The 17,415-nt window shown below is 69.8% G+C and carries 15 protein-coding genes and 2 pseudogenes; 5 read left to right on the top strand and 12 right to left on the bottom strand.

The genetic code is table 11. From position 1 onward, the window contains the following. Positions 1-10: 10 nt before the first annotated feature. Positions 11-358 (bottom strand): annotated as a pseudogene (locus ACZ3X1_RS35135) (transposase); the annotation flags it as partial. Positions 359-411: 53 nt separating this feature from the next. Continuing rightward, positions 412-1,071 carry a TMEM175 family protein gene (locus tag ACZ3X1_RS35130; RefSeq protein WP_467283393.1) on the bottom strand — a complete coding sequence of 220 codons (660 nt, stop codon included), beginning with the start codon at positions 1,069-1,071 and terminating at the stop codon, positions 412-414. Between the two features lie 194 nt (positions 1,072-1,265). Between ACZ3X1_RS35130 and ACZ3X1_RS35125 the strand changes: the two genes are divergently transcribed. Next, positions 1,266-1,409 carry a hypothetical protein gene (locus ACZ3X1_RS35125; RefSeq protein ID WP_390077356.1) on the top strand — a complete coding sequence of 48 codons (144 nt, stop codon included), beginning with the start codon at positions 1,266-1,268 and terminating at the stop codon, positions 1,407-1,409. Between the two features lie 1,054 nt (positions 1,410-2,463). On the opposite strand, the gene ACZ3X1_RS35120 is transcribed toward ACZ3X1_RS35125, so the two are convergent. Together ACZ3X1_RS35120 and ACZ3X1_RS35115 are read right to left on the bottom strand one after the other, a co-directional pair. Continuing rightward, the gene (locus ACZ3X1_RS35120; RefSeq protein ID WP_467283327.1) at positions 2,464-2,850 is read right to left on the bottom strand and encodes an ANTAR domain-containing response regulator; all 387 of its coding nucleotides are present in this window, start codon (positions 2,848-2,850) and stop codon (positions 2,464-2,466) included. Between the two features lie 1,053 nt (positions 2,851-3,903). Next, complete coding sequence (locus ACZ3X1_RS35115; protein ID WP_467283324.1) at positions 3,904-4,461, bottom strand: CGNR zinc finger domain-containing protein; 558 nt, start codon at positions 4,459-4,461, stop codon at positions 3,904-3,906. 158 nt (positions 4,462-4,619) lie between these two features. Here ACZ3X1_RS35115 and ACZ3X1_RS35110 point away from each other — a divergent pair, with 158 nt between their 5' ends. Then, positions 4,620-5,468 (top strand): SDR family NAD(P)-dependent oxidoreductase, encoded by an 849-nt coding sequence (locus tag ACZ3X1_RS35110; RefSeq protein ID WP_467283323.1) that lies wholly within the window; start codon positions 4,620-4,622, stop codon positions 5,466-5,468. Positions 5,469-5,702: 234 nt separating this feature from the next. Here the strand turns inward: ACZ3X1_RS35110 and ACZ3X1_RS35105 are convergent, their stop codons facing one another. Further along, positions 5,703-6,230, bottom strand: a complete 528-nt coding sequence (locus ACZ3X1_RS35105) for an Orn/Lys/Arg family decarboxylase (protein ID WP_467283321.1) — start codon at positions 6,228-6,230, stop codon at positions 5,703-5,705. Between the two features lie 82 nt (positions 6,231-6,312). Then, positions 6,313-6,570, bottom strand: a pseudogene (locus ACZ3X1_RS35100) (response regulator); the annotation flags it as partial. A 479-nt stretch (positions 6,571-7,049) separates the two neighbouring features. Here ACZ3X1_RS35100 and ACZ3X1_RS35095 point away from each other — a divergent pair. Then, complete coding sequence (locus ACZ3X1_RS35095) at positions 7,050-7,334, top strand: hypothetical protein (RefSeq protein WP_467283319.1); 285 nt, start codon at positions 7,050-7,052, stop codon at positions 7,332-7,334. 415 nt (positions 7,335-7,749) lie between these two features. Here ACZ3X1_RS35095 and ACZ3X1_RS35090 read toward each other — a convergent pair whose 3' ends face one another. Next, positions 7,750-8,643, bottom strand: coding sequence for a LysR family transcriptional regulator (locus ACZ3X1_RS35090; RefSeq protein WP_467283317.1), 894 nt, complete (start codon positions 8,641-8,643; stop codon positions 7,750-7,752). A 507-nt stretch (positions 8,644-9,150) separates the two neighbouring features. Between ACZ3X1_RS35090 and ACZ3X1_RS35085 the strand changes: the two genes are divergently transcribed. Next, the gene (locus ACZ3X1_RS35085) at positions 9,151-9,933 is read left to right on the top strand and encodes a VOC family protein (protein WP_467283313.1); all 783 of its coding nucleotides are present in this window, start codon (positions 9,151-9,153) and stop codon (positions 9,931-9,933) included. A gap of 160 nt (positions 9,934-10,093) precedes the next feature. Here the strand turns inward: ACZ3X1_RS35085 and ACZ3X1_RS35080 are convergent, their stop codons facing one another. Together ACZ3X1_RS35080 and ACZ3X1_RS35075 are read right to left on the bottom strand one after the other, a co-directional pair. Then, positions 10,094-10,924, bottom strand: a complete 831-nt coding sequence (locus ACZ3X1_RS35080; RefSeq protein ID WP_390077368.1) for a hypothetical protein — start codon at positions 10,922-10,924, stop codon at positions 10,094-10,096. Beyond that, complete coding sequence (locus ACZ3X1_RS35075) at positions 10,908-11,675, bottom strand: sigma-70 family RNA polymerase sigma factor (RefSeq protein WP_467283307.1); 768 nt, start codon at positions 11,673-11,675, stop codon at positions 10,908-10,910. Before ACZ3X1_RS35075 ends, ACZ3X1_RS35080 begins: the two co-directional genes overlap by 17 nt. 1,147 nt (positions 11,676-12,822) lie before the next feature. Here ACZ3X1_RS35075 and ACZ3X1_RS35070 point away from each other — a divergent pair. Then, positions 12,823-13,947 carry a heparin lyase I family protein gene (locus tag ACZ3X1_RS35070; protein WP_390077372.1) on the top strand — a complete coding sequence of 375 codons (1,125 nt, stop codon included), beginning with the start codon at positions 12,823-12,825 and terminating at the stop codon, positions 13,945-13,947. Between the two features lie 294 nt (positions 13,948-14,241). Here ACZ3X1_RS35070 and ACZ3X1_RS35065 read toward each other — a convergent pair whose 3' ends face one another. The 3 genes from ACZ3X1_RS35065 to dnaK all read right to left on the bottom strand — a co-directional run bounded on the left by ACZ3X1_RS35065 (position 14,242) and on the right by dnaK (position 17,283). Then, positions 14,242-14,649, bottom strand: coding sequence for a J domain-containing protein (locus tag ACZ3X1_RS35065; RefSeq protein WP_390077374.1), 408 nt, complete (start codon positions 14,647-14,649; stop codon positions 14,242-14,244). 121 nt (positions 14,650-14,770) lie between these two features. Next, a complete protein-coding gene (gene grpE, locus ACZ3X1_RS35060; protein ID WP_467283303.1) occupies positions 14,771-15,424 on the bottom strand; it encodes a nucleotide exchange factor GrpE in 654 nt (217 codons plus the stop codon). Beyond that, positions 15,421-17,283, bottom strand: coding sequence for a molecular chaperone DnaK (gene dnaK, locus ACZ3X1_RS35055; protein WP_467283301.1), 1,863 nt, complete (start codon positions 17,281-17,283; stop codon positions 15,421-15,423). The genes grpE and dnaK overlap by 4 nt, the downstream gene beginning before the upstream one ends. Between the last annotated feature and the right edge of the window lie 132 nt (positions 17,284-17,415).

The following is a 17,415-nucleotide window of genomic DNA, read 5'->3' as shown; positions in this document are numbered from 1 at the left end:
CAGGTCGATGGCCCCTTTTCGCCGCCCCGGCGGCGTGCTGGTGGGCCCGGCAGACGGTGGAGTCGACGTTGACCTCCCAGGTGATCAGGCCCTTGGCGTCCGTCTCGGCCTGGAGCTGGGTGAAGATCCTCGCCCACGTGCCGTCCCGCTGCCATCGCCGGAACAGGTCACAGACCCGGTCCCAGGGCCCGTAGCGTTCCGGCACGTCACGCCAGGGGGCGCCGGTGCGGGTCCGTCACCGTATGCCGTCTATCAGCTGACGGCGCGTCCACACCGGCGGCCGACCCGGCTTGATGCCCTGCGGCAGCAGCGGCTCAAGCCGGACCCACCGGCCGTTCGCTAGATCTCCACGTCCCACAAGACGTGATCACGAAAGAACAAGATCCATTTTCGCAACAGACCTTAGACGCCTCAGCCGCCCGGGGCGGGAGGCGGTTGGGTGGCCGCGCGCAGGCGCTTGCCCCGCTGGCCCAGCACCACTTTCACGGGGACCAGCACCGCCCACCACAGCTGCGCGCCCGTCGGGGAGACAAAGGCGAGCGGCACGGCTACAGCGAAGACCAGCACCATCGACGCCAGATCGAGCACATCGTTGCGCGCCACAGGATCGGGCATCGCCGTACTGCTGAGCCACGGGCGCTTCCACAGGACGACCGCAAGCGCGAGCTGTGCGGCTCCGATGGCCGCGACGGCGCCGGAGTAGACCGCCACCGACTGCGGCCGGTCCCCGTATTCGGCCAGCAGCGTGGTGGGGAACGGCATCAGGGCGATGAGCCCCAGGTTCAGCAGCCCGAGCTTGAGGACCGTCCCGTCCACCTCCCGCACGTACCGGAAGAGCTGGTGGTGGCCCCGCCAGAACGCTGCGATGACCACGAAGCTGAGGGCGTACGCCCACAGGTTCGGCATCACCTCCCCCAGCGCCTCTTCAAAGCCGGCCGGGTCGAGCTCGGCGGGCAGCGTGATGTCCAGCGCCAGCAACGTCATCGCGATGGCGAAAACACCGTCCGACAGCGCCAGGATCCGGGTCGCACTACCCTCGTCGTCCCGCACTCGCTGATGACCGTTCACCAGGCCACAATAGGGTTGAACCTCCCGGAATATGTTGATTGCCGCGTGCGCGTTATGTGAACTCGGTCAAGGGCTCTGAGGACATCCGTGCCAGCTGACGCGACACAGGCCCGCCCCGCCTCGACCTGCGGGCCGGGTCCGCCGCCGCCCGTACGCCCGGCTCCGGGCTGCTGACGGCCCCGGCCGTCGTCGGCCTATTGGCCGCAGGAGCGGTCGCGGCCCAGACCGAGCCGTGGATCCGGATCCGGTACGCGGTCTGGGGCCGCCCGCTGGACCGCTGCCCGATTGCCCTGCACACCGACCTCGCCGCGAACACGACCACGAAAAAGACCGCCCAGTGAGCGCTTCCGCCGCCAAGGCCTCCCCCCGGCTCCGTCCTGGCACTCCAGGAGCTCGCGGAAGCCTGCGGAGTGGATCGCGGAGAAGCGGGCCAAGACGTCCGGGGGACGCCACCCTCCTGAGCGAGGGAGCCGAAGCCCTTCCGAGGTCGAACCACTCCGCATTGCCGTGGCCACGTCCCGTGCCCTCCAGTCGATGAACGCCTCCCACAACGTGCGCAAGGAGAGGTGACGGGCGCTCATGTTCCGGCCGAGGGCACCTGCCTGGCACCACGCGCCGATCCCCCGCGACGCCACGGCGCGTGAATGTTCGGCACGACCCGATACACGCGCAAGCGACGGCGGAATCAACGGTGCGGGCCTCGGGCCGGGTGGAGGACAAGCAGCGTGCGGGCTGATGGAGGTGAGGTGCTGCGCAGTCTGTCCATCCCGACGACGAGCGGCCCACTGACAAGACGGCGTGCGCTCCGACGCCGAAACCGGCCCAGGCCTGCGGGCGTAGTTCGCCGGGGCAGCGCGCGGTGTGACCGCAACGCACGGGCCGACCGCCTTGGCCGGGGCTTGTGTCGATCTGATCGACATGACGGGAACGCGGACACCCGCACCCTGTGGTGGTCGAGCGACGCCCTGGCCGGCCGTCTGGCCGAAGCCCCGTACACGCTCGGCGAGGGCCCTGCAGGAGCGCGATCGCCGACGCGGCGCCGGTGCTGGTGGCCGACCTGGCCAGTGGTGCGAACGCCCCCGGCCGGTCTTCGCCGCGCAGGCTCTCGAACTCGGCGTGCGCGCGGTGTTCCCCCTGGGCGGCAGCGGCCTTGCGATCGGCACCCTCGACCGCACCCGGCCCCGCCCGCTCTCCGATGGGCTATGGCGGGTCGTCCGTTCAAGGCGGCCGTACCCGCACGCAGCGACACCCCGCCCGGACTGCGGGGGGAGGGCCTGCTCACCGCAGGATCCCTGGGCCCGGGCATGGCACGGTGGCAGGGCGCTGCGAGGTCCACGCAGGCGGGGCCCGGTCGGAGAAGCCCGGCCGGGCCCGGCGCGGACATCGCACGGGTCGTCATTCCTCGGGGAAGAACGTCCCGCCCGTGGCTACCGCCTGCAGGGCGTCGCCCAGGTTCGCCAGATCCCCGGTTTTCGTCACGTACGCCGCGGCCCCCGCACTCCTGGCCCGGGCCGCGTATTTCTCCGCAGGCCGGCCGGTGAGCACGACCGTGCGGGTGTCCGTCTTGCCCGACACGCGCTTGACCAATTCCAGGGCGTCCAGCCCGGGAAGGGCCAGGTCGATGATCAGTAGTTCGGGGCTGTGGGCCCTGACCAGTGCCATGGCATCGCGGCAGTCCTCAGCCTCACCGACAACAACGTAGCCACCCCGATCCAGCAACGGCCTGAGAGCGGCTCGGACCGTCAAGTCTGCGTCCGCCACCACTACACGCTTCGCGGTCATCGACGTCTCGTCCCTTCGTCGGAATCAGGAGTCGTGAAGACCGTTCCCGCCGGCTCTCCCAGCAACACTCACAGTCGGCGCTCCAGGGAGCGCCCGTATAGCCCGTGGCCCGGGCCACGGGACCACGTCGGCTCCCCGTTTCAGCGGTCTCGGTGAAACCCCTGAAGGGCCTAACCGGATGCTGTCATCGGCGTGTACGCGGACCAGTCCATCCACGCCGCGGCGCTGTCTGCCGGTCCGCGGCCGCGGCAGGGCGTGTTCGCGCGAAGTCGCCCGTGACCCCGCACCCTCCGCGATGGCTCCCGGGCATTACCCCGAAGGAGGTGCTGGTCGATGCCTCAGCACCAGGGAAGTGGATCTTCGGCAGGCACGTGTTGCTGCCGTCGGGGACGATCGAACGATCGAGGAGCAGGTGTACGTCGACCGGACGAAGGACCAGATCAGGGACGCCCCCGGATCCGAGTGCTCCGAGATCGGCTGGAGCAGGTCGCCGACCGTCGCATCCGGCGGTGCGCGCGACATCGGCCGGCGACGCTCCTGGGAGCCGTCCGGCCCCCTCCCTGGCAGTGGCGCAGGAGGAAGGTTGGACTGTCTCCACGGCGCCGGTGTGCCAGGCGTGGCCGGCGTCCCAGTGCCGGGCGAAGTCGGCGACGCGGCGGGGCCAGGACGTCGCGGCGTCCGGTGACGGCCTGGCACACGCAGGCCGCGCATAGCCCTACGGGGCCGGAGTGAACTCCCCTTCGGTGCCGCAGCGGCCCGCCGCGATGTCCAGCAGCCGGCCCTGCTCCAGCTCATCCACCGCAAGGCTCCAACGGAGCCACGTTGCGGTCCACTCGGCCCCGTACCGGCACGGCGCGTCCGCGGACGGCGGCAGCCACTCGGCCGGGACCCGATCGCTCTCTGCCTGTTCGAGCGGGCGGTGACCGCGACCAGGGAGGACAGCGGACCGGGATCGTTCGCACAAGCCTCGCGATTCCGGGCGGTCCATGAGCGGGCACCGGACGTACGAGGTGGCCGCGGGTTCGTGAGGGGGTCACTCGTGGAGCCGCGGCCTCACGCCTCGGGCGTGGCCTCACCCTCCCGGCGCTGCCGCCGGCGGTAATTGCGCATGGATACCTGGGAGCCGCAGCCGGTACTGCAGTAAAGCCCTGCCCCGTTGCGAGTCCGGTCGAAGAAGCCGAAATGGCACGGGGGGTTGCGGCACGCCTTGACGCGCCCCCAGTCGCCGGTCTGCGCGAAGGTGGTCACCGCGGCCAGGACGGTCCCGAACACCCGCGGCACCCCTGCCTGCGGCGACGCCAGTTCGACGCCATCGGCGGTGACCATCGTCGCCAGCGGGTAGAGCGCACCTGCGCGCCGCAAGTGTTGCTCGGCGTGCTGGAGCGGCTCGCCGAGGCTCTCCTCGTCGCCCGAGTGCGCGAGCAGCAGGGTGACCAGGGCGTCACGCAGCTCGCGTGCGGCCGCGGCATCGGCGTCGGTCGCCACCGTATGGCCGCCGAACTCGTCGTGCTCCGCCAGCCATGCCGCGAACGACTGCCCGTCCCCGAACATCTCTCGTCGGCCGCCTCCGTCCGCGCGCGTGTTCACGAACGTGAGCACGGTCTCCACCACCGGCGCGACAGTGCGCGGGCCGGGCTTCGCAGATTCGGCTGAAGCACTACTCATCACGCCATCCTACACCGGCAGAGCGAGGCACTAAACCGCCTAACGGGCAACTCAAAGCGTCCCCACGCTTGACTCGTTGCGAGCTAACGGCTTACGTTCGCAACATGAACGGAACTTCAAGTCAGCAGACCAGCCTCCGCACATGGCTCATCACCGGCGCGACCTCCGGCATCGGCCGCGAACTGACCCGCCAGGCACTGGAGAACGGCGATGTCGTCTCGGCGATCGCCCGCAACACCGTTTCCCTGCAGGAACTGACCGAAGCGCACGGCGACCGCCTGCTCCTCATAGGGGCAGACGTGCGTGACGAGCAGGCCGTCCGGGAAGCGGTGGAACACACGCTCTTGCGGTTCGGCCGCATCGACGTGGTGGCGAACAACGCCGGCTACGGACTCTTCGGGGCCGTCGAGGAAGCCTCCGACACGCAGGTCCGCGCTGTGTTCGACACCAACGTCTTCGGAGTGCTCAACGTGCTCCGCGCGACGCTGCCAGTACTTCGCTCCCAGCGATCCGGACACATCCTCCAGGGCTCCTCGGTCTACGGGCAGTCCGCCCACCCCGGCGTGGGACTACTGGCCGCGACCAAGTACGCGGTCGAGGGACTGTCGGAGGCGCTGGTGGCCGAAGTCGCACCGCTCGGCATCAGTGTCACGATCATCCAGCCCGGACTGACCGCCACCCCCTTCCTGTCCAACCTCGATGTCGCGGTCGGCCTCGACGACTACGACCAGACCGTCCGCGCGGTTCAGAAGGGCATCGGAGAACTGCCCGCATCCGCGTTCTCCTCCGCAGCCCGGATCGCCGAAGGCATCCGAACCGCGGTCGACAGCCCCAACCCCCCGCTCCGCCTGGCCCTCGGCACCTCCAGTGCCACCGCAATGCGCACCGCCCTGGAGGCCCGCACCGCAGACCTGGACAACTGGAAGCGCGTGACTGACGCCGTCGACAGGTGAGCGCGAGTCCCGCCGAAGACCAGCGCTGACAGCCAGAGCCCCAGGCCCCGGAGCCGGCTGACCAACAGCTCCGGGGGCCCTCACCTCGAGCCGCGTCGTCCGACCAGGCGACGGCACAGGGGCCCCCTGATCGGGTCCTGGTCCCGTGCGCGGCACACGTAGGGGCGGCATACGCCGCCGGTTCCCGACCGTTCTCCCCCGCGACACTCGGCCCCGAGGCCGCGTCAGTGGCCTTCAGGAAACGGTGCGGAGGCATTCGATGAGGTAGTAGCCCGTTTCGGGGTCAGTGGTGACGCCGTGGGCTTCGCTGCCGAAGCCTGGGAAGGCGCGGTCGGAGGCCTCGAGGGCTGTGAGGTAGCGCAGGAGGGGGCCGTCGGGGGCGCCGAGGGATTCGCCGGGCATGAGGACGGGGATCCCGGGCGGGGTGACGGTGACCATGGCGGCTGCGATCCGGTCGGCGGCGTCGGCCAGGCGGACGCGTTCGGTGCCGCCCCGGATGAGCTGCTGGTAGCAGTGGCGGGGTGGGTGGACAGGGACGGGCAGGTCGTGGAAGGCCTCGTCGAGTGCGGTGATGAAGGCGCCGCGGGTGAGGTGCTCGTGCATCTGCGTGCACAGTTCGCGCAGGGTGGTGTCGCGGTAGCGGGACCGGTGGCGTGCCACGAGGGCGGGCAGGACCCCGTCGAGGGCATCGGTGTCGTAGAGGGCCTTGAAGTCCATCAGGGCGTCCATGAGCGTGTCCCACTTGCCCTTGGTGATGCCCATGGAGAACAGGATGAGGTATGTGGAAGACGGGCAGGTCCTTGAAACGGTGCCGGATCCTGTCCAGGACCTCCGCCCCGCCCGTCGGCACTTCCAGCCCGTCGGGCGTCGTTCCTGCCGGCTCACGGCGGGCGGCGCGGGAGGGGAGGTCCCAAGCCACCACCGCGGCCGCGATGCCGGCTTCCGTCTGCAGCATCGCCCGGGCGTCACGCGCGTCACCGACAGGCCGCAGCTCCAAGCCCCGGTTCTCCAGCTCCTTGCCGATCCTCCGTAGCTGCTCGGCACTCACCCCACCTCCGAGGGGGTCCTCCCGCAGTGCCAGCAGCACCGTACCGATCGCCATGACCCCACCCGCTTTCGCTCACAAGGGGCCCGACAGGCGGGACGCCGACGGGACCGCCCGACACCGCTACGTGCGGGCAGTCATCAGCCTGGCCGAGCCCCCCACCCCACAACCGATTTTCACCGTCCGCTTCACCCGCACGGACGATATCCACCGATTCGGCCAGACACGTCCCTGATCACGACGGTAAGGGCTGTCCGCACGGCAGGGCCCGGGCGGGCGGCACGGCCAGGGCTACAGCCCGCGGGTCAGCACCATCCCGCTGCCAGCGCCTGTCGGCTGACGACGAGCGTGTCCCGTCCGGCGACGACCTCAGGTACGCCGGGCCCGGCGCTGGCTCATGGTCACGAGCGCGGCAAGGGTCATGATCGCTCCTCGCCTCGCAGTACGTGCCGGACGGGACCGCCGTGGAGCGGTTGAAGCGGTGGGGAAGGGAAAGGTGCCATGTCCAGGCACGAACGAACGAAGGGAGCGCCGCCATGCCTGACCGACAGGAGAAGAAGGACGACAGGTCGCCGCTGGAGCGCGTGACCGGCGAGAACGATGTGTCCCCCGAGGAGGAGCGGCAGCGTAACGCGGCTTCGTCCGACGACAAAGGCCGGCTCCAGGACATGGCGGAGAAGGTCAAGGACGCGGCGCGGGAGGCCCTGGGTACCGGAAAGCGCGAGCCGACCGAGGCCAGCCCTGAAGCCCAGGAGATGCTGCGTGAGCGTCGTGACGGGTCAGATCGCCGACTGTCATCGGACGGACCGGGTAACGGCTGAGCACGGCCGTCGTGACCTGCCCGCACACGGAAAGCGCCGGTTTCGGCCGGGCCGGTAAGGCGTGGTCCGGCCGGCGGAAGACTGGGGCTGCGCTGCCTACGGGCTGGCAGCCCCGCCCTCCTCCCCCGTCATCTGTTTCGCAGCCCTGCAACGCGGCCGCCGGCTCCGGGCACGGTATGACCGTGTCCCTCTGTCGGACGCGTCAACCACCTTGGAAGGGCGAGATGTTGGACACCGGGTGTGACGGTGATGGAGCTCGACGTCGCCGGCAGCGACGGGCTGCTGACCCTGGCCGGGCCTCCCCCGGTACGACGCCGCCGCCCCCGGCATCCCCGTGCGGGTGGCCGACTTCACCGACTCCCGCGACCTGGCCCACCTCCGCGGGCCGGTGAAACGGTCACGGATTTCGCGCACGTCAGAACCGGTACGCCCCGAGATCTCGTACCGTCTCGGCGAGAGCGCGGATGAGGTCGTTCTCGGCTTCGGTCCTCCAGACCAGGACGAAGTGCATGGGAGGCAAGTCCGGGACAGGGAGCCAGCGGATGTTGCGCATGCCCCAGTGCCTGGTGACGTGGCCAGGCCATGCATGGATGATCTCGCCCATGCCGACGTAGTTGATCAGGTCGTCGCCGGTGTCCGAGACTGCGGACTCGACGCGTTCGATCGTGCGGCCCCGAGGGGTGTAGAAGGGCAGGTAGCCGTCCTCCCAGTAGTCCGGCAGGCCGTGGACTGTGCCGTGCGGGAAGTCGGCGAACAGCTCCAGCGGTACGGTGTCCCGTTCCGCGAGCCTGTGGTCGGCGGCCACGGCGAGGATCCGCGAGTCCGTGCACAGGACCGGTCCGACGGTGAAGTCCGGTTCCTCCACCGGTAGCCAGGCGACGAGGACGTCCATGACACCGCTGCGAAGCTGGCCGAACACATCGGTGTAGGTCGCCTGACGGACCTGGAGTCCCCAGTGCGGATACCGGGCTCGAAACGCCTTCCAGTAAGGGTGCAGGTCGGCGACGTTGAAGGGCATCAGGCTGACGCGGAGCTGGGCGGTGATGCCCCGGGCCGCAAGCTGAGCGCGTTGCAGGGAGTCGTGGAGGCCCGCGTAGACCGGTCGCAGGTCCTCGCGGAACTGGCGGCCGACTTCGGTCAGGCTCACCGTGCGGCTGGTACGGGTGAACAGGTCGGCGCCGATGCGCCGTTCCTGTTTTTTGATGGCCTGGCTGACGCGAGCCTGGGAAACGTGCAGGCGCTGCGCCGTCCGGCCGAAATGCAGCTCTTCCGCCAGTGTCAGGAAGATCTCGATGTCCCGCAGCTCCACCGGCCCCCCGGCCCCCGTCGATAACCCACGGGTTATCGAACCGCGTGGAAGTCTGCCTTGATCATATGTCCGAACCCCCGGATCGTTAAGCCATGCACGCATCCCTGGACAACCTTGCCTCGGTACCGTCAGCCGGCCGGCGTGGCGCGCGCGTGCCGCGCTTCTGCGCGGCGGGTGCCTGTCCTTCGCTGCCGGATGGACGCCGTTGAAGAGGACGCGACCCGGGTGCTGACCTGACCGCCGGTTCAGCCTGACCTCGGCCTGATCTCAACGGCCACACGCGCCTACGGACCGGCGAAGGCGAAGTCCTCGTGGGCCGACGGAGCCCTTGATGTGGCCTCGACGGTTGATCCGCTCCAGCTGGACGCGCGCGTCACGCGGCGTCCTTCGGCGGTGCGTGCCGACCGGACGAACCTGGCTCTGACACGCGCAGAACCCCTGCTTCACCGCATCGTGCCGACGTCTCCGCTTTCACCCACCACCCCCGACAACTTATGAGGAGCTGCCATGCATGTGTCCGCGTCCACCGTTTCCCTGACCGTCTCCGACGTCCACGCCTCCCGCGACTTCTTCGTCACCCACCTCGGCTACGAGGTGGCCATGGCTGACGACGGCTTCTGCTCGCTGACCCGCAAGGATGCCGGCGTCGACCTCGTCCTGCTCCGCAAGGGGACCGAAGTCCTCCCGGCTGAGCAGCGGGACCGGGAGGCGGGCGGCCTCATCCTCGCGTTCACCGTCACCGATCTCCATGCCGAGGAGACCCGTCTACGCGCGGCGGGCGCGCCCATCACCATGCCGCTGCGCGAAGAACCCTGGGGCGAGCGCCTGTTCCAGATGACCGACCCCAACGGCGTCGTCGTCCAGCTCGTCGAATGGGCCTCCCCCGACCACCCCGAGGACCGGGACCAGGATCTGGGCGCACGTGTGATCACTCCCTCGGCCGAGAACGTCACCGTCTCCCCGAACGCCACCATGACCGGCCTGGCGTCCCCCAGTCGCGGCAGCGCGGAACTCAGCACCTGGACGGTCACGATGGAGGCCGGTGCGACCGGCCCCGAACACTCCATCAGTCGCGAACAGGTCTGGACGGTCACCGCGGGCGTCCTCGAGGTGACGTGCGACGGTCGTGGCCAGCAGGTTTCGGCCGGCCAGACCCTGATCCTTCCGGCGGACCGGACCCGCCGGGTCCACGCGCACGAGCAGGTCCAAGCCCATGTCTCGATGCGCTCCGACGGAGCCGCCTCCGTACCCGGCACCGAGGGCAGCCGTGAACTGCCATGGGCCCGGTAGCCGTCGCTGCTCCGGACACGGCGGGCCCCAGGGGGGCTTTGGCGGCCCAGGCCGTGCCCGGCACACCACGGCCGCGGCCGGCGTCCATGGGGATGGGAGTCGCTCAATGCGTGTGTGCGACGCCGGTCCCCGCCACCCGGGGCCAGCCCTTCCTCCGAAGTCACCGGGGCTGGAGGTACTTGACCGGGGGGCGTTCGGGGCGGGAGGCGTTGGCTGTGGGCTTGGTGGGGCGTATGCGGCGTGAGAGGCGGGGTGTGGTGCAGGGTTCGCCTTGGGCGGGGGTACGGGCACCAAGGAGGCTGGAGGTGACGGCCAGGATGATGGTGATGTTGCCGGCGAAGTCGTCGGCGGGCACGGGGATGTCGATGTCGGGGTTCCCCAGCTGGCCTACGGCGACGGCTGCGGGAACGTAGTCGATCATGGCGTCGGTGAGCTCGGTTCGGGGGTGCGCAGCCTCGTGGTGGAGTTTGCCCAGGACGCGTAGGACGGTGGTGGTGCTGGAGTCGAGGTTCCTGATGCGGCCGCGGTCGCTGGACAGCGGTGTGGTTTCGGGGGCGGGGTCGGTGTCGACCTGGGTCTGGAGGCGCCACCAGGCGGCCGCGTCGGTTTCGCCGAGGGCGAGGTGGTGGAGGTAGAGGCAGTAGGAGGCGGCGTCATCGCCGGCTCCGGCGGCGTACTGCCACCAGAAGCGGGCGCTGTCGGCGGCGTCGGCGAGTTGGAGGATGCAGCCCAGGACCCGGGCCCCGGGTGGGCCGGGGATCTTGTCGGTGAGGAAGTCCTGCAGCGCTTCCGCGGCGGTGCGGGCGACGACGGTCTCGCACAAGGTCAGTAGGTACCGCGCGGCAGTGTACTCATCGGCGTCAGAACCGTGCGGTCCCCATTCCATCGGGAGCACCATGTGGTCCTCCGCGTGGCGGGGGACCACGTCGCGTGGCATGTCGAGGTCGTCGCGCAACAGAGCGGCGGCCAGGAACTCATCGATCGGATGCATGAGGGCCTTCCGGATGGGCGGGGAGGTTGAGGCGGGTGGTCAGGGAGCGCCTGGCGTGACGTTCGGTGGAGATGACGAAGGCGGGCGTGACGCCCAGGAGGTCGGCGACGGGGGTGGTGTCCATGCCGCGCAGGTGGCGCAGGACGATGACGTCGAGTTGGACCTCGGGCAGCCGGCTCACGGCGCGGAAGAGAGCCAGGGTCTGTTCGGCCTGGGTGAAGGCCGCAAGTACGGTGGCGTTGTCGAGGGCGACGGTGCTGAAGGCCGCGCCGGCCAGCTCGGGGTAGCCGTCGGTGTGGGGGGCGCGGGCCATGACCCCGCGGCGGAGAACCTGCCAGGCATAGTGCTGGACGTGGGAGCTGGCCAGAGCCTCGTGCCAGCACAGCCAGAGGATGTCGAAGGTTTCGGTGACGACGCGGCTGGTTTCCCCTGAGTCCCTGAGGAAGACGTTGGCGTAGCTCTCGTAGCGTGCGCCGTTGGTCTTCGCGAAGGCGTGGTGTTCCAGCGGCGGGGCGGACGGCCCGGTGGAAACGACGATCTTGGCTATGCTCCCCTGGATCCAGCCCCTCTTCTTCTGCGCCTCGCGAGCGGCGGCCGCCCACAGGCGGCACATCGGCGTGACCGGCATCCCCAGTACCCTGACCAGCGCGTAGGTTATCTCCCAGTGGGGGTACAGGCCGACACCGCGCAGCAGCTCGGTGACCTTCGACTTCGAGAACCCGGCGCGTTCGGCAAGGTGGCTGGCGGTCATCCCGCTGGCATCCAGACGTGCACGCATCGGCTCGAGCCATGCCCGATGCTGCGGGCCCGTGCCGTCCACGATCGGCCCGAGTTTGCGACCGGGGCGACTGGGAGGCTCCGCGCCCCCCGTTCCCGCGGTCGGTGACATCGGCGTCATCGCCGCGCCTCCGCGTCCGGCCCCGGGTGTATCGGCGCCCCCAACCACAGCCGGGCTCGGACGGAAGCCGAAACCGAGGCGAGGCGGAACGAGGCGGGGCCGCCCGAAGCCGGGAGGGCTGACGCGCGGTCGGCCGAAGCGGGCGCAGCGGCCGGGCTGCGCGAGGGCCTCACCGCCCCGACCACCAGGACCGGCGCTGAGGCAGCGCCGGCGCGCACATGCTGAAGCAGCATCGAACCTGTCTCCAAAGTAGACAAATGCGTTCATCCGGAAGGCAGTTGACCGCCGCGCGTGCCACACGACGGGTTGCCGGGACGACAGCTTGATGCGGAGACGAGCGCCAACGCGACACGATCAAGAGATCACGGAACAATGCCCTCCACCGGGCGCACGCCCGCAGCGCCGGGCCGGATACCGCACGCGGGCGTGAATTCTCCAGCATTCGCAGCATTCACGGGCCAGTTCCCGCAACCGGCTTGCGTCACTACCCCGCGAAGCGGTCAATGGGGAACACCGGCGCCCACCAGCGTCGAACCCTTCCCATCCGGAAGGCCCTGTGCCCCCTCCCGTGCCAAGACGAGGGGGCACAGCCATGACCTGCGCCCAGCCGCCCACACGCCGGCAGGCGGTGTCGGTGGCCGTGGTGACGGACTGCTCGGCCGGTCCAGGTCGTGCTGCGTGTGGAGCGCGGGGAAGAAGCGGGGACGCCCCGCCTGACCGGCGCGCTGCTGGCGCCGGGCCGCTCGGGCACCTGGCCTCGGGGAATGGCACCGGCGGTCCGGCGGTGGCGCGTTCGACGCTCCCAACACCACCGTGCGCCGGGCCGTCGGCCCTTGCACGGCCCCACCGCAGGGGGGAGAGTCCGTGCCCAGCACCGAGAGCGTCGGACCGATCCGCGAAGCGTCTCCGGAGGAGCTCGCATATGAACCGATCGCATGCCAGGGCCTGGTTGTCGGCTCTTGTGTCGGCCGTGGCCGCCGTTGGGGTGGCGTTGGCACCCGTGCAAACGGCGCAGGCTGACCCCGCCGGTGTACTGCGCACCCTCGACTGGGAGCAGTCCGCAGACCGCACCCTCCCCGCCGCGGCGCCCCCGAACCTCAACAAGCACTGGGCGACGGCGTACGGCGCGACCAACGTGACGTCCCCCGTTCGGGACGGCTCCCACGCCGCCCGATTCGAACTCCGCAAATCCGACCCCGTCGTCTCCAGCAGCAAACGCGCTGAAGTGTCCCAGCGTGACGATCAACCCGCCGGCGCCGAGCGCTGGTACGGCTTCAGCATCAACCTGCCGTCGACTTGGGTGGCCGACACCTCCGCTGAGATCGTCAGCCAGTGGCACCAGTGCGACTCGGGCTGTCCCGGCGGTTCCCCTCCTCTGGCCCTGCTCACCGACGAGGGCCGCTGGAAGATCGACTTCCGGGGCGAGATGATCGACCTGGGCCCGTACACCACGGGAGTCTGGGTCGACTGGGTCTTTCACGTGACCTGGCGTACGGACAGCACAGGCCTGCTCCAGGTATGGAGGAATGGTGAGCGGGTCCTACACCGGACAGGGGCGACGCACGGTGGGGGTCCGCGCTCGCCGTATTTCAAGTTCGGCATCTACAAATGGGATTGGAACACCGGCGCCCCCTCCAACACCACCGAGCGCGTCATGTACTACGACGCCGTGCGTCTGGGTGACGAGCGAGCCGCCCACCGGGACGTGTCGCCGCAGCGGACCTGCACACGGCCGGTCACCCCTGTAGCCGCCTCCGCCTCCACCCACGAGCCCGCCAACCCGCCGGCCCACGCGGTCGACGGCGACCTGGGGACACGTTGGTCCGGCCAGGGCTTCGGGGCAGCGCTCGTCATCGACACCGGCGCGGTCCGACAGCTGTGCGGCGCGACCACGGCCTGGCACCGCGGGGACCTCAGGTGGAACGACTACACGGTGCACGTGTCGGCGGATGGCGTCTCGTACACCAAGGCCTGGGAAGGCCGCAGCTCCGGGACGACCCTGTCACCCGAGACCGTTCTCTTCGGCCAGGGGTCCCTGGACGCGCGCTACGTGAAGATCTCGTTCTGGGCGAATCCGGAGAACGACTGGGCGAGCATCACAGAGGCCCGACCCCTGGGGCTGTAGGCGACCGCCTCGTGAGTGGGAGGCACCCCGCCGCGTCCGGTGGCCGCCACCGCCGGACGCGGTGCCCGGCTGCGGTGGTCGTACCGCGTGCGCTCCGAGGGGGTGGACCCGCCCGCGGAGGGCGCCCGGCGGCCCCCTGCGGGCACGCGCGCCCATCTCGGACCTTCATCCGGCCCCCGGCCGCTAATCGAGGCCTGCTTGGAACCCCGCCCCGGACAATGCTGCGTCCGGCTGCGGCCAGCCACCTGAATAGGCCAGAGCGCGCTCGTCGTATTCCGGAAGCCATTGCAGGAATTACATGCCGTAAAACAGCCAGGCCACGAGTCGGTCGAACGGGTCTCCGTGCGGCAGCGAAACAAGCGTGCGAGGGCACTCCGCGGAGTGCAGGTGTGGGCCGTGCGGTCGGGCGCCGGTGTCCGTTGCGGACCTCACTCGTACAGGTATCCGTACCGGACGACTCGCGGCCTTCCGCTTTGGGCCGCGTCCGGTGTCATAGGCGGAGCGCCTCAGTGGGTCGTGCAGGGTTTGGTAAGCGTCGATGACTGCGGCGAGTTCTGCATCGGCCGAGGCCACGCCGGGGCGGGCGTCAGGGTGCAGGGCACGGATCAGCATGCGATAGGCGCTGGTGATCTGCTCCGGCGACGCCTCCGCCCGGAGGCCGAGGACGGCGTAATGGTCGCGCGCCGGGCGCGAGCCGCTCATTTCTCTCACCTCCGAAGTGTCCGGAGCTGCCCTTTCACCGTCTTAAAACGTTCGCGGGATGCTGTCAAGGGAGGTCGGTTTTCTCGGCCTCCCCACCTCCCCCACACCCGACGGTGCTGTGTCAGGCGGATGGCGGCTTGGCGCTGCCGTGTCCTGGCCGGGCTTGGTCCGGTGGTTCGCCCACCGTGACCTGGGCCGGGCGCAAGAGGTGTTGTCCGACGCGGTAGCCGGGCCGCAGCACCGTTGTGCAGGTCGGCTGGTCGACCTCGTCGGAGCGCTGATAGGAGATCGCCTCGTGCCGGGTGGGGTCGAAGACTTCGCCCGGGGTACCGACTTCCTGCAGGCCGAGGGTGGCGAGCTGGGTTTCCAGTGTGTCGGCGACCGCCCGGAAGCCCGGGTCGAGTTCACCGTGCTCGCGTGCCCGGTCAATCGCGTCCAGGACGGGAAGCAGCCCTCCCAGGACGTTGGCGACCGCGATTTCCCGTATCGCGAGGCGGTCGCGCCGCACCCGCTTGCGGTAGTTGTCGTACTCGGCCTTCAGACGCTGCAGGTCGGCGGTGCGCTCCGCGAGCTGCGTCTCCCAGGCGTCGGGCGGGCTGCCCGTGGCAGGAGGGCCGGGAGTACCCGGCCCTCCGGCGCGTGGCTGCGCCTCCTGTTGCGCGGGAGCGCTGTCGGGGGCCCTCAGCTGGAGGGTGACGGGGTCGATGCGTCGCTTGTCGCGGATGACGACGGGCGGCTGCCTGCGCGGCTCGTCGAAGGACCTCGGCCGGCTCATCCCGCGTCTCCTCTCGCCTTCTCCTCGTCGACGATCTCCGCGTCGACGACTTCCTCGTCCTCTCCTGACGGCCCGCCGCCGGATCCCGCTGCGCCGCCGCCGGCGGCGCCCTGACTGTCGGCGTAGAGAGCGGTGCCGATCTTCTGGGCGGCCGCGCTGGCGCGCTGGGTCGCGTTGCGGATGGCCGTGGCGTCCTCGCCCTTGAGCGCTTCCTTCAGCTCGGCGACGGCGGACTCGACCTCGGTCCTGAGGTCGGCCGGGATCTTGCCCTCGTTCTCGCGCAGCAGCTTCTCGGTCTGGTAGACGAGCTGTTCGGCGCTGTTGCGGGTCTCTGCCTCCTCCTTGCGGCGGCGGTCCTCCTCGGCGTGCTGCTCGGCCTCGCGGACCATGCGGTCGATGTCCTGGCGGGGCAGGGACGAGCCGCCGGTGACGGTCATCTTCTGCTCCTTGCCCGTGCCGAGGTCCTTGGCCGTGACGTGCATGATGCCGTTCGCGTCGATGTCGAAGGACACCTCGATCTGCGGGACGCCACGCGGGGCCGGCGGCAGGCCGGTCAGCTCGAACATGCCGAGCTTCTTGTTGTACGCCGCGATCTCGCGCTCGCCCTGGTAGACCTGGATCTGCACGGACGGCTGGTTGTCCTCGGCCGTCGTGAAGATCTCGGACCGCTTGGTCGGGATCGTGGTGTTGCGCTCGATGAGCTTGGTCATGATGCCGCCCTTGGTCTCGATGCCGAGGGACAGCGGGGTCACGTCGAGGAGCAGAACGTCCTTCACTTCACCCTTCAGGACACCGGCCTGGAGAGTGGCGCCCATGGCGACGACCTCGTCCGGATTGACGCCCTTGTGGGGATCCTTGCCCGTCAGCTCCTTCACCAACTCCGTCACGGCCGGCATGCGGGTGGAGCCGCCGACCAGGATGACGTGGTCGATGTCCGCGACCTTGATCTTCGCGTCCTTGACCGCGTTGTGGAAAGGCGCCTTGCAGCGCTCCAGGAGGTCGGCGGTCAGCTGCTCGAACTGCGAGCGCGTGAGCTTCTCGTCCAGGTGCAGCGGGCCCTGGGCGGAGGCCGAGATGTAGGGCAGGTTGATCGTCGTCTCCGTCGCGGCGGACAGTTCGATCTTCGCCTTCTCGGCGGCCTCGCGCAGACGCTGGAGCGCCATCCTGTCCTTGGACAGGTCGATGCCGTAGCCGTTCTGGAACTGCTTCACCAGGTGATCGACGACCTTCTGGTCCCAGTCGTCTCCGCCGAGGTGGGTGTCGCCGTTGGTGGACTTGACCTCCACCAGTCCCTCGCCGATCTCCAGCAGCGACACGTCGAAGGTGCCGCCGCCCAGGTCGAAGACGAGGATCGTCTGGTCGTTCTCCTTGTCCAGGCCGTACGCCAGCGCGGCGGAGGTGGGCTCGTTGATGATCCGCAGCACCTTCAGACCCGCGATCTCGCCGGCTTCCTTCGTCGCGGTGCGCTGGGAGTCGTTGAAGTAGGCCGGCACCGTGATCACGGCGTCCGTGACGTCCTCGCCGAGGTACGCCTCCGCGTCACGCTTCAGTTTCTGCAGCACCCGCGCAGAGATCTCCTGCGCCGTGTACCGCTTGCCGTCGATGTCGCCGCTGACGGGGAAGCGCCAGTCCGTGTCGCCGATGTGGCGCTTGACCGACCGTGCGGTGCGGTCGACGTTCGTCACCGCCTGCCGCTTGGCGATCTCTCCGACCAGGACATCTCCGCCCTTGCCGAAGGCCACCACGGAAGGGGTGGTCCTGTTTCCTTCGGTGTTGGTGATGACCGTGGGCTCGCCGCCCTCCAGGACCGCGACGACGGAGTTGGTCGTGCCCAGGTCGATCCCGACTGCGCGTGCCATCATCCGCTCCTCTCCAGTCAACGAACTCCAAATCGATGAGTCTCTCGGCTGTCCACTTCCTCGTGTTCACATCCTCGGGCCGGGCCGAGCAGGGCCGCAGGACGTCGAGGCCGTAGCAGTCGCAGAGGTGTC

The sequence above is a fragment of the Streptomyces sp. NPDC023541 genome (genome assembly GCF_055559995.1).
This window is presented reverse-complemented; position numbering and strand designations above follow the sequence as displayed.

Coding starts and splice junctions, on each gene's coding strand:
- ACZ3X1_RS35075 (WP_467283307.1), bottom strand. CDS start 11,675: ATGACCGCCAGCCACCTTGCCGAACGCGCCGGGTTCTCGAAGTCGAAG.
- ACZ3X1_RS35110 (WP_467283323.1), top strand. CDS start 4,620: ATGAACGGAACTTCAAGTCAGCAGACCAGCCTCCGCACATGGCTCATC.
- ACZ3X1_RS35065 (WP_390077374.1), bottom strand. CDS start 14,649: ATGAGCGGCTCGCGCCCGGCGCGCGACCATTACGCCGTCCTCGGCCTC.
- grpE (WP_467283303.1), bottom strand. CDS start 15,424: ATGAGCCGGCCGAGGTCCTTCGACGAGCCGCGCAGGCAGCCGCCCGTC.
- ACZ3X1_RS35080 (WP_390077368.1), bottom strand. CDS start 10,924: ATGCATCCGATCGATGAGTTCCTGGCCGCCGCTCTGTTGCGCGACGAC.
- dnaK (WP_467283301.1), bottom strand. CDS start 17,283: ATGGCACGCGCAGTCGGGATCGACCTGGGCACGACCAACTCCGTCGTC.
- ACZ3X1_RS35105 (WP_467283321.1), bottom strand. CDS start 6,230: ATGGGCATCACCAAGGGCAAGTGGGACACGCTCATGGACGCCCTGATG.
- ACZ3X1_RS35095 (WP_467283319.1), top strand. CDS start 7,050: ATGCCTGACCGACAGGAGAAGAAGGACGACAGGTCGCCGCTGGAGCGC.
- ACZ3X1_RS35120 (WP_467283327.1), bottom strand. CDS start 2,850: ATGACCGCGAAGCGTGTAGTGGTGGCGGACGCAGACTTGACGGTCCGA.
- ACZ3X1_RS35085 (WP_467283313.1), top strand. CDS start 9,151: ATGCATGTGTCCGCGTCCACCGTTTCCCTGACCGTCTCCGACGTCCAC.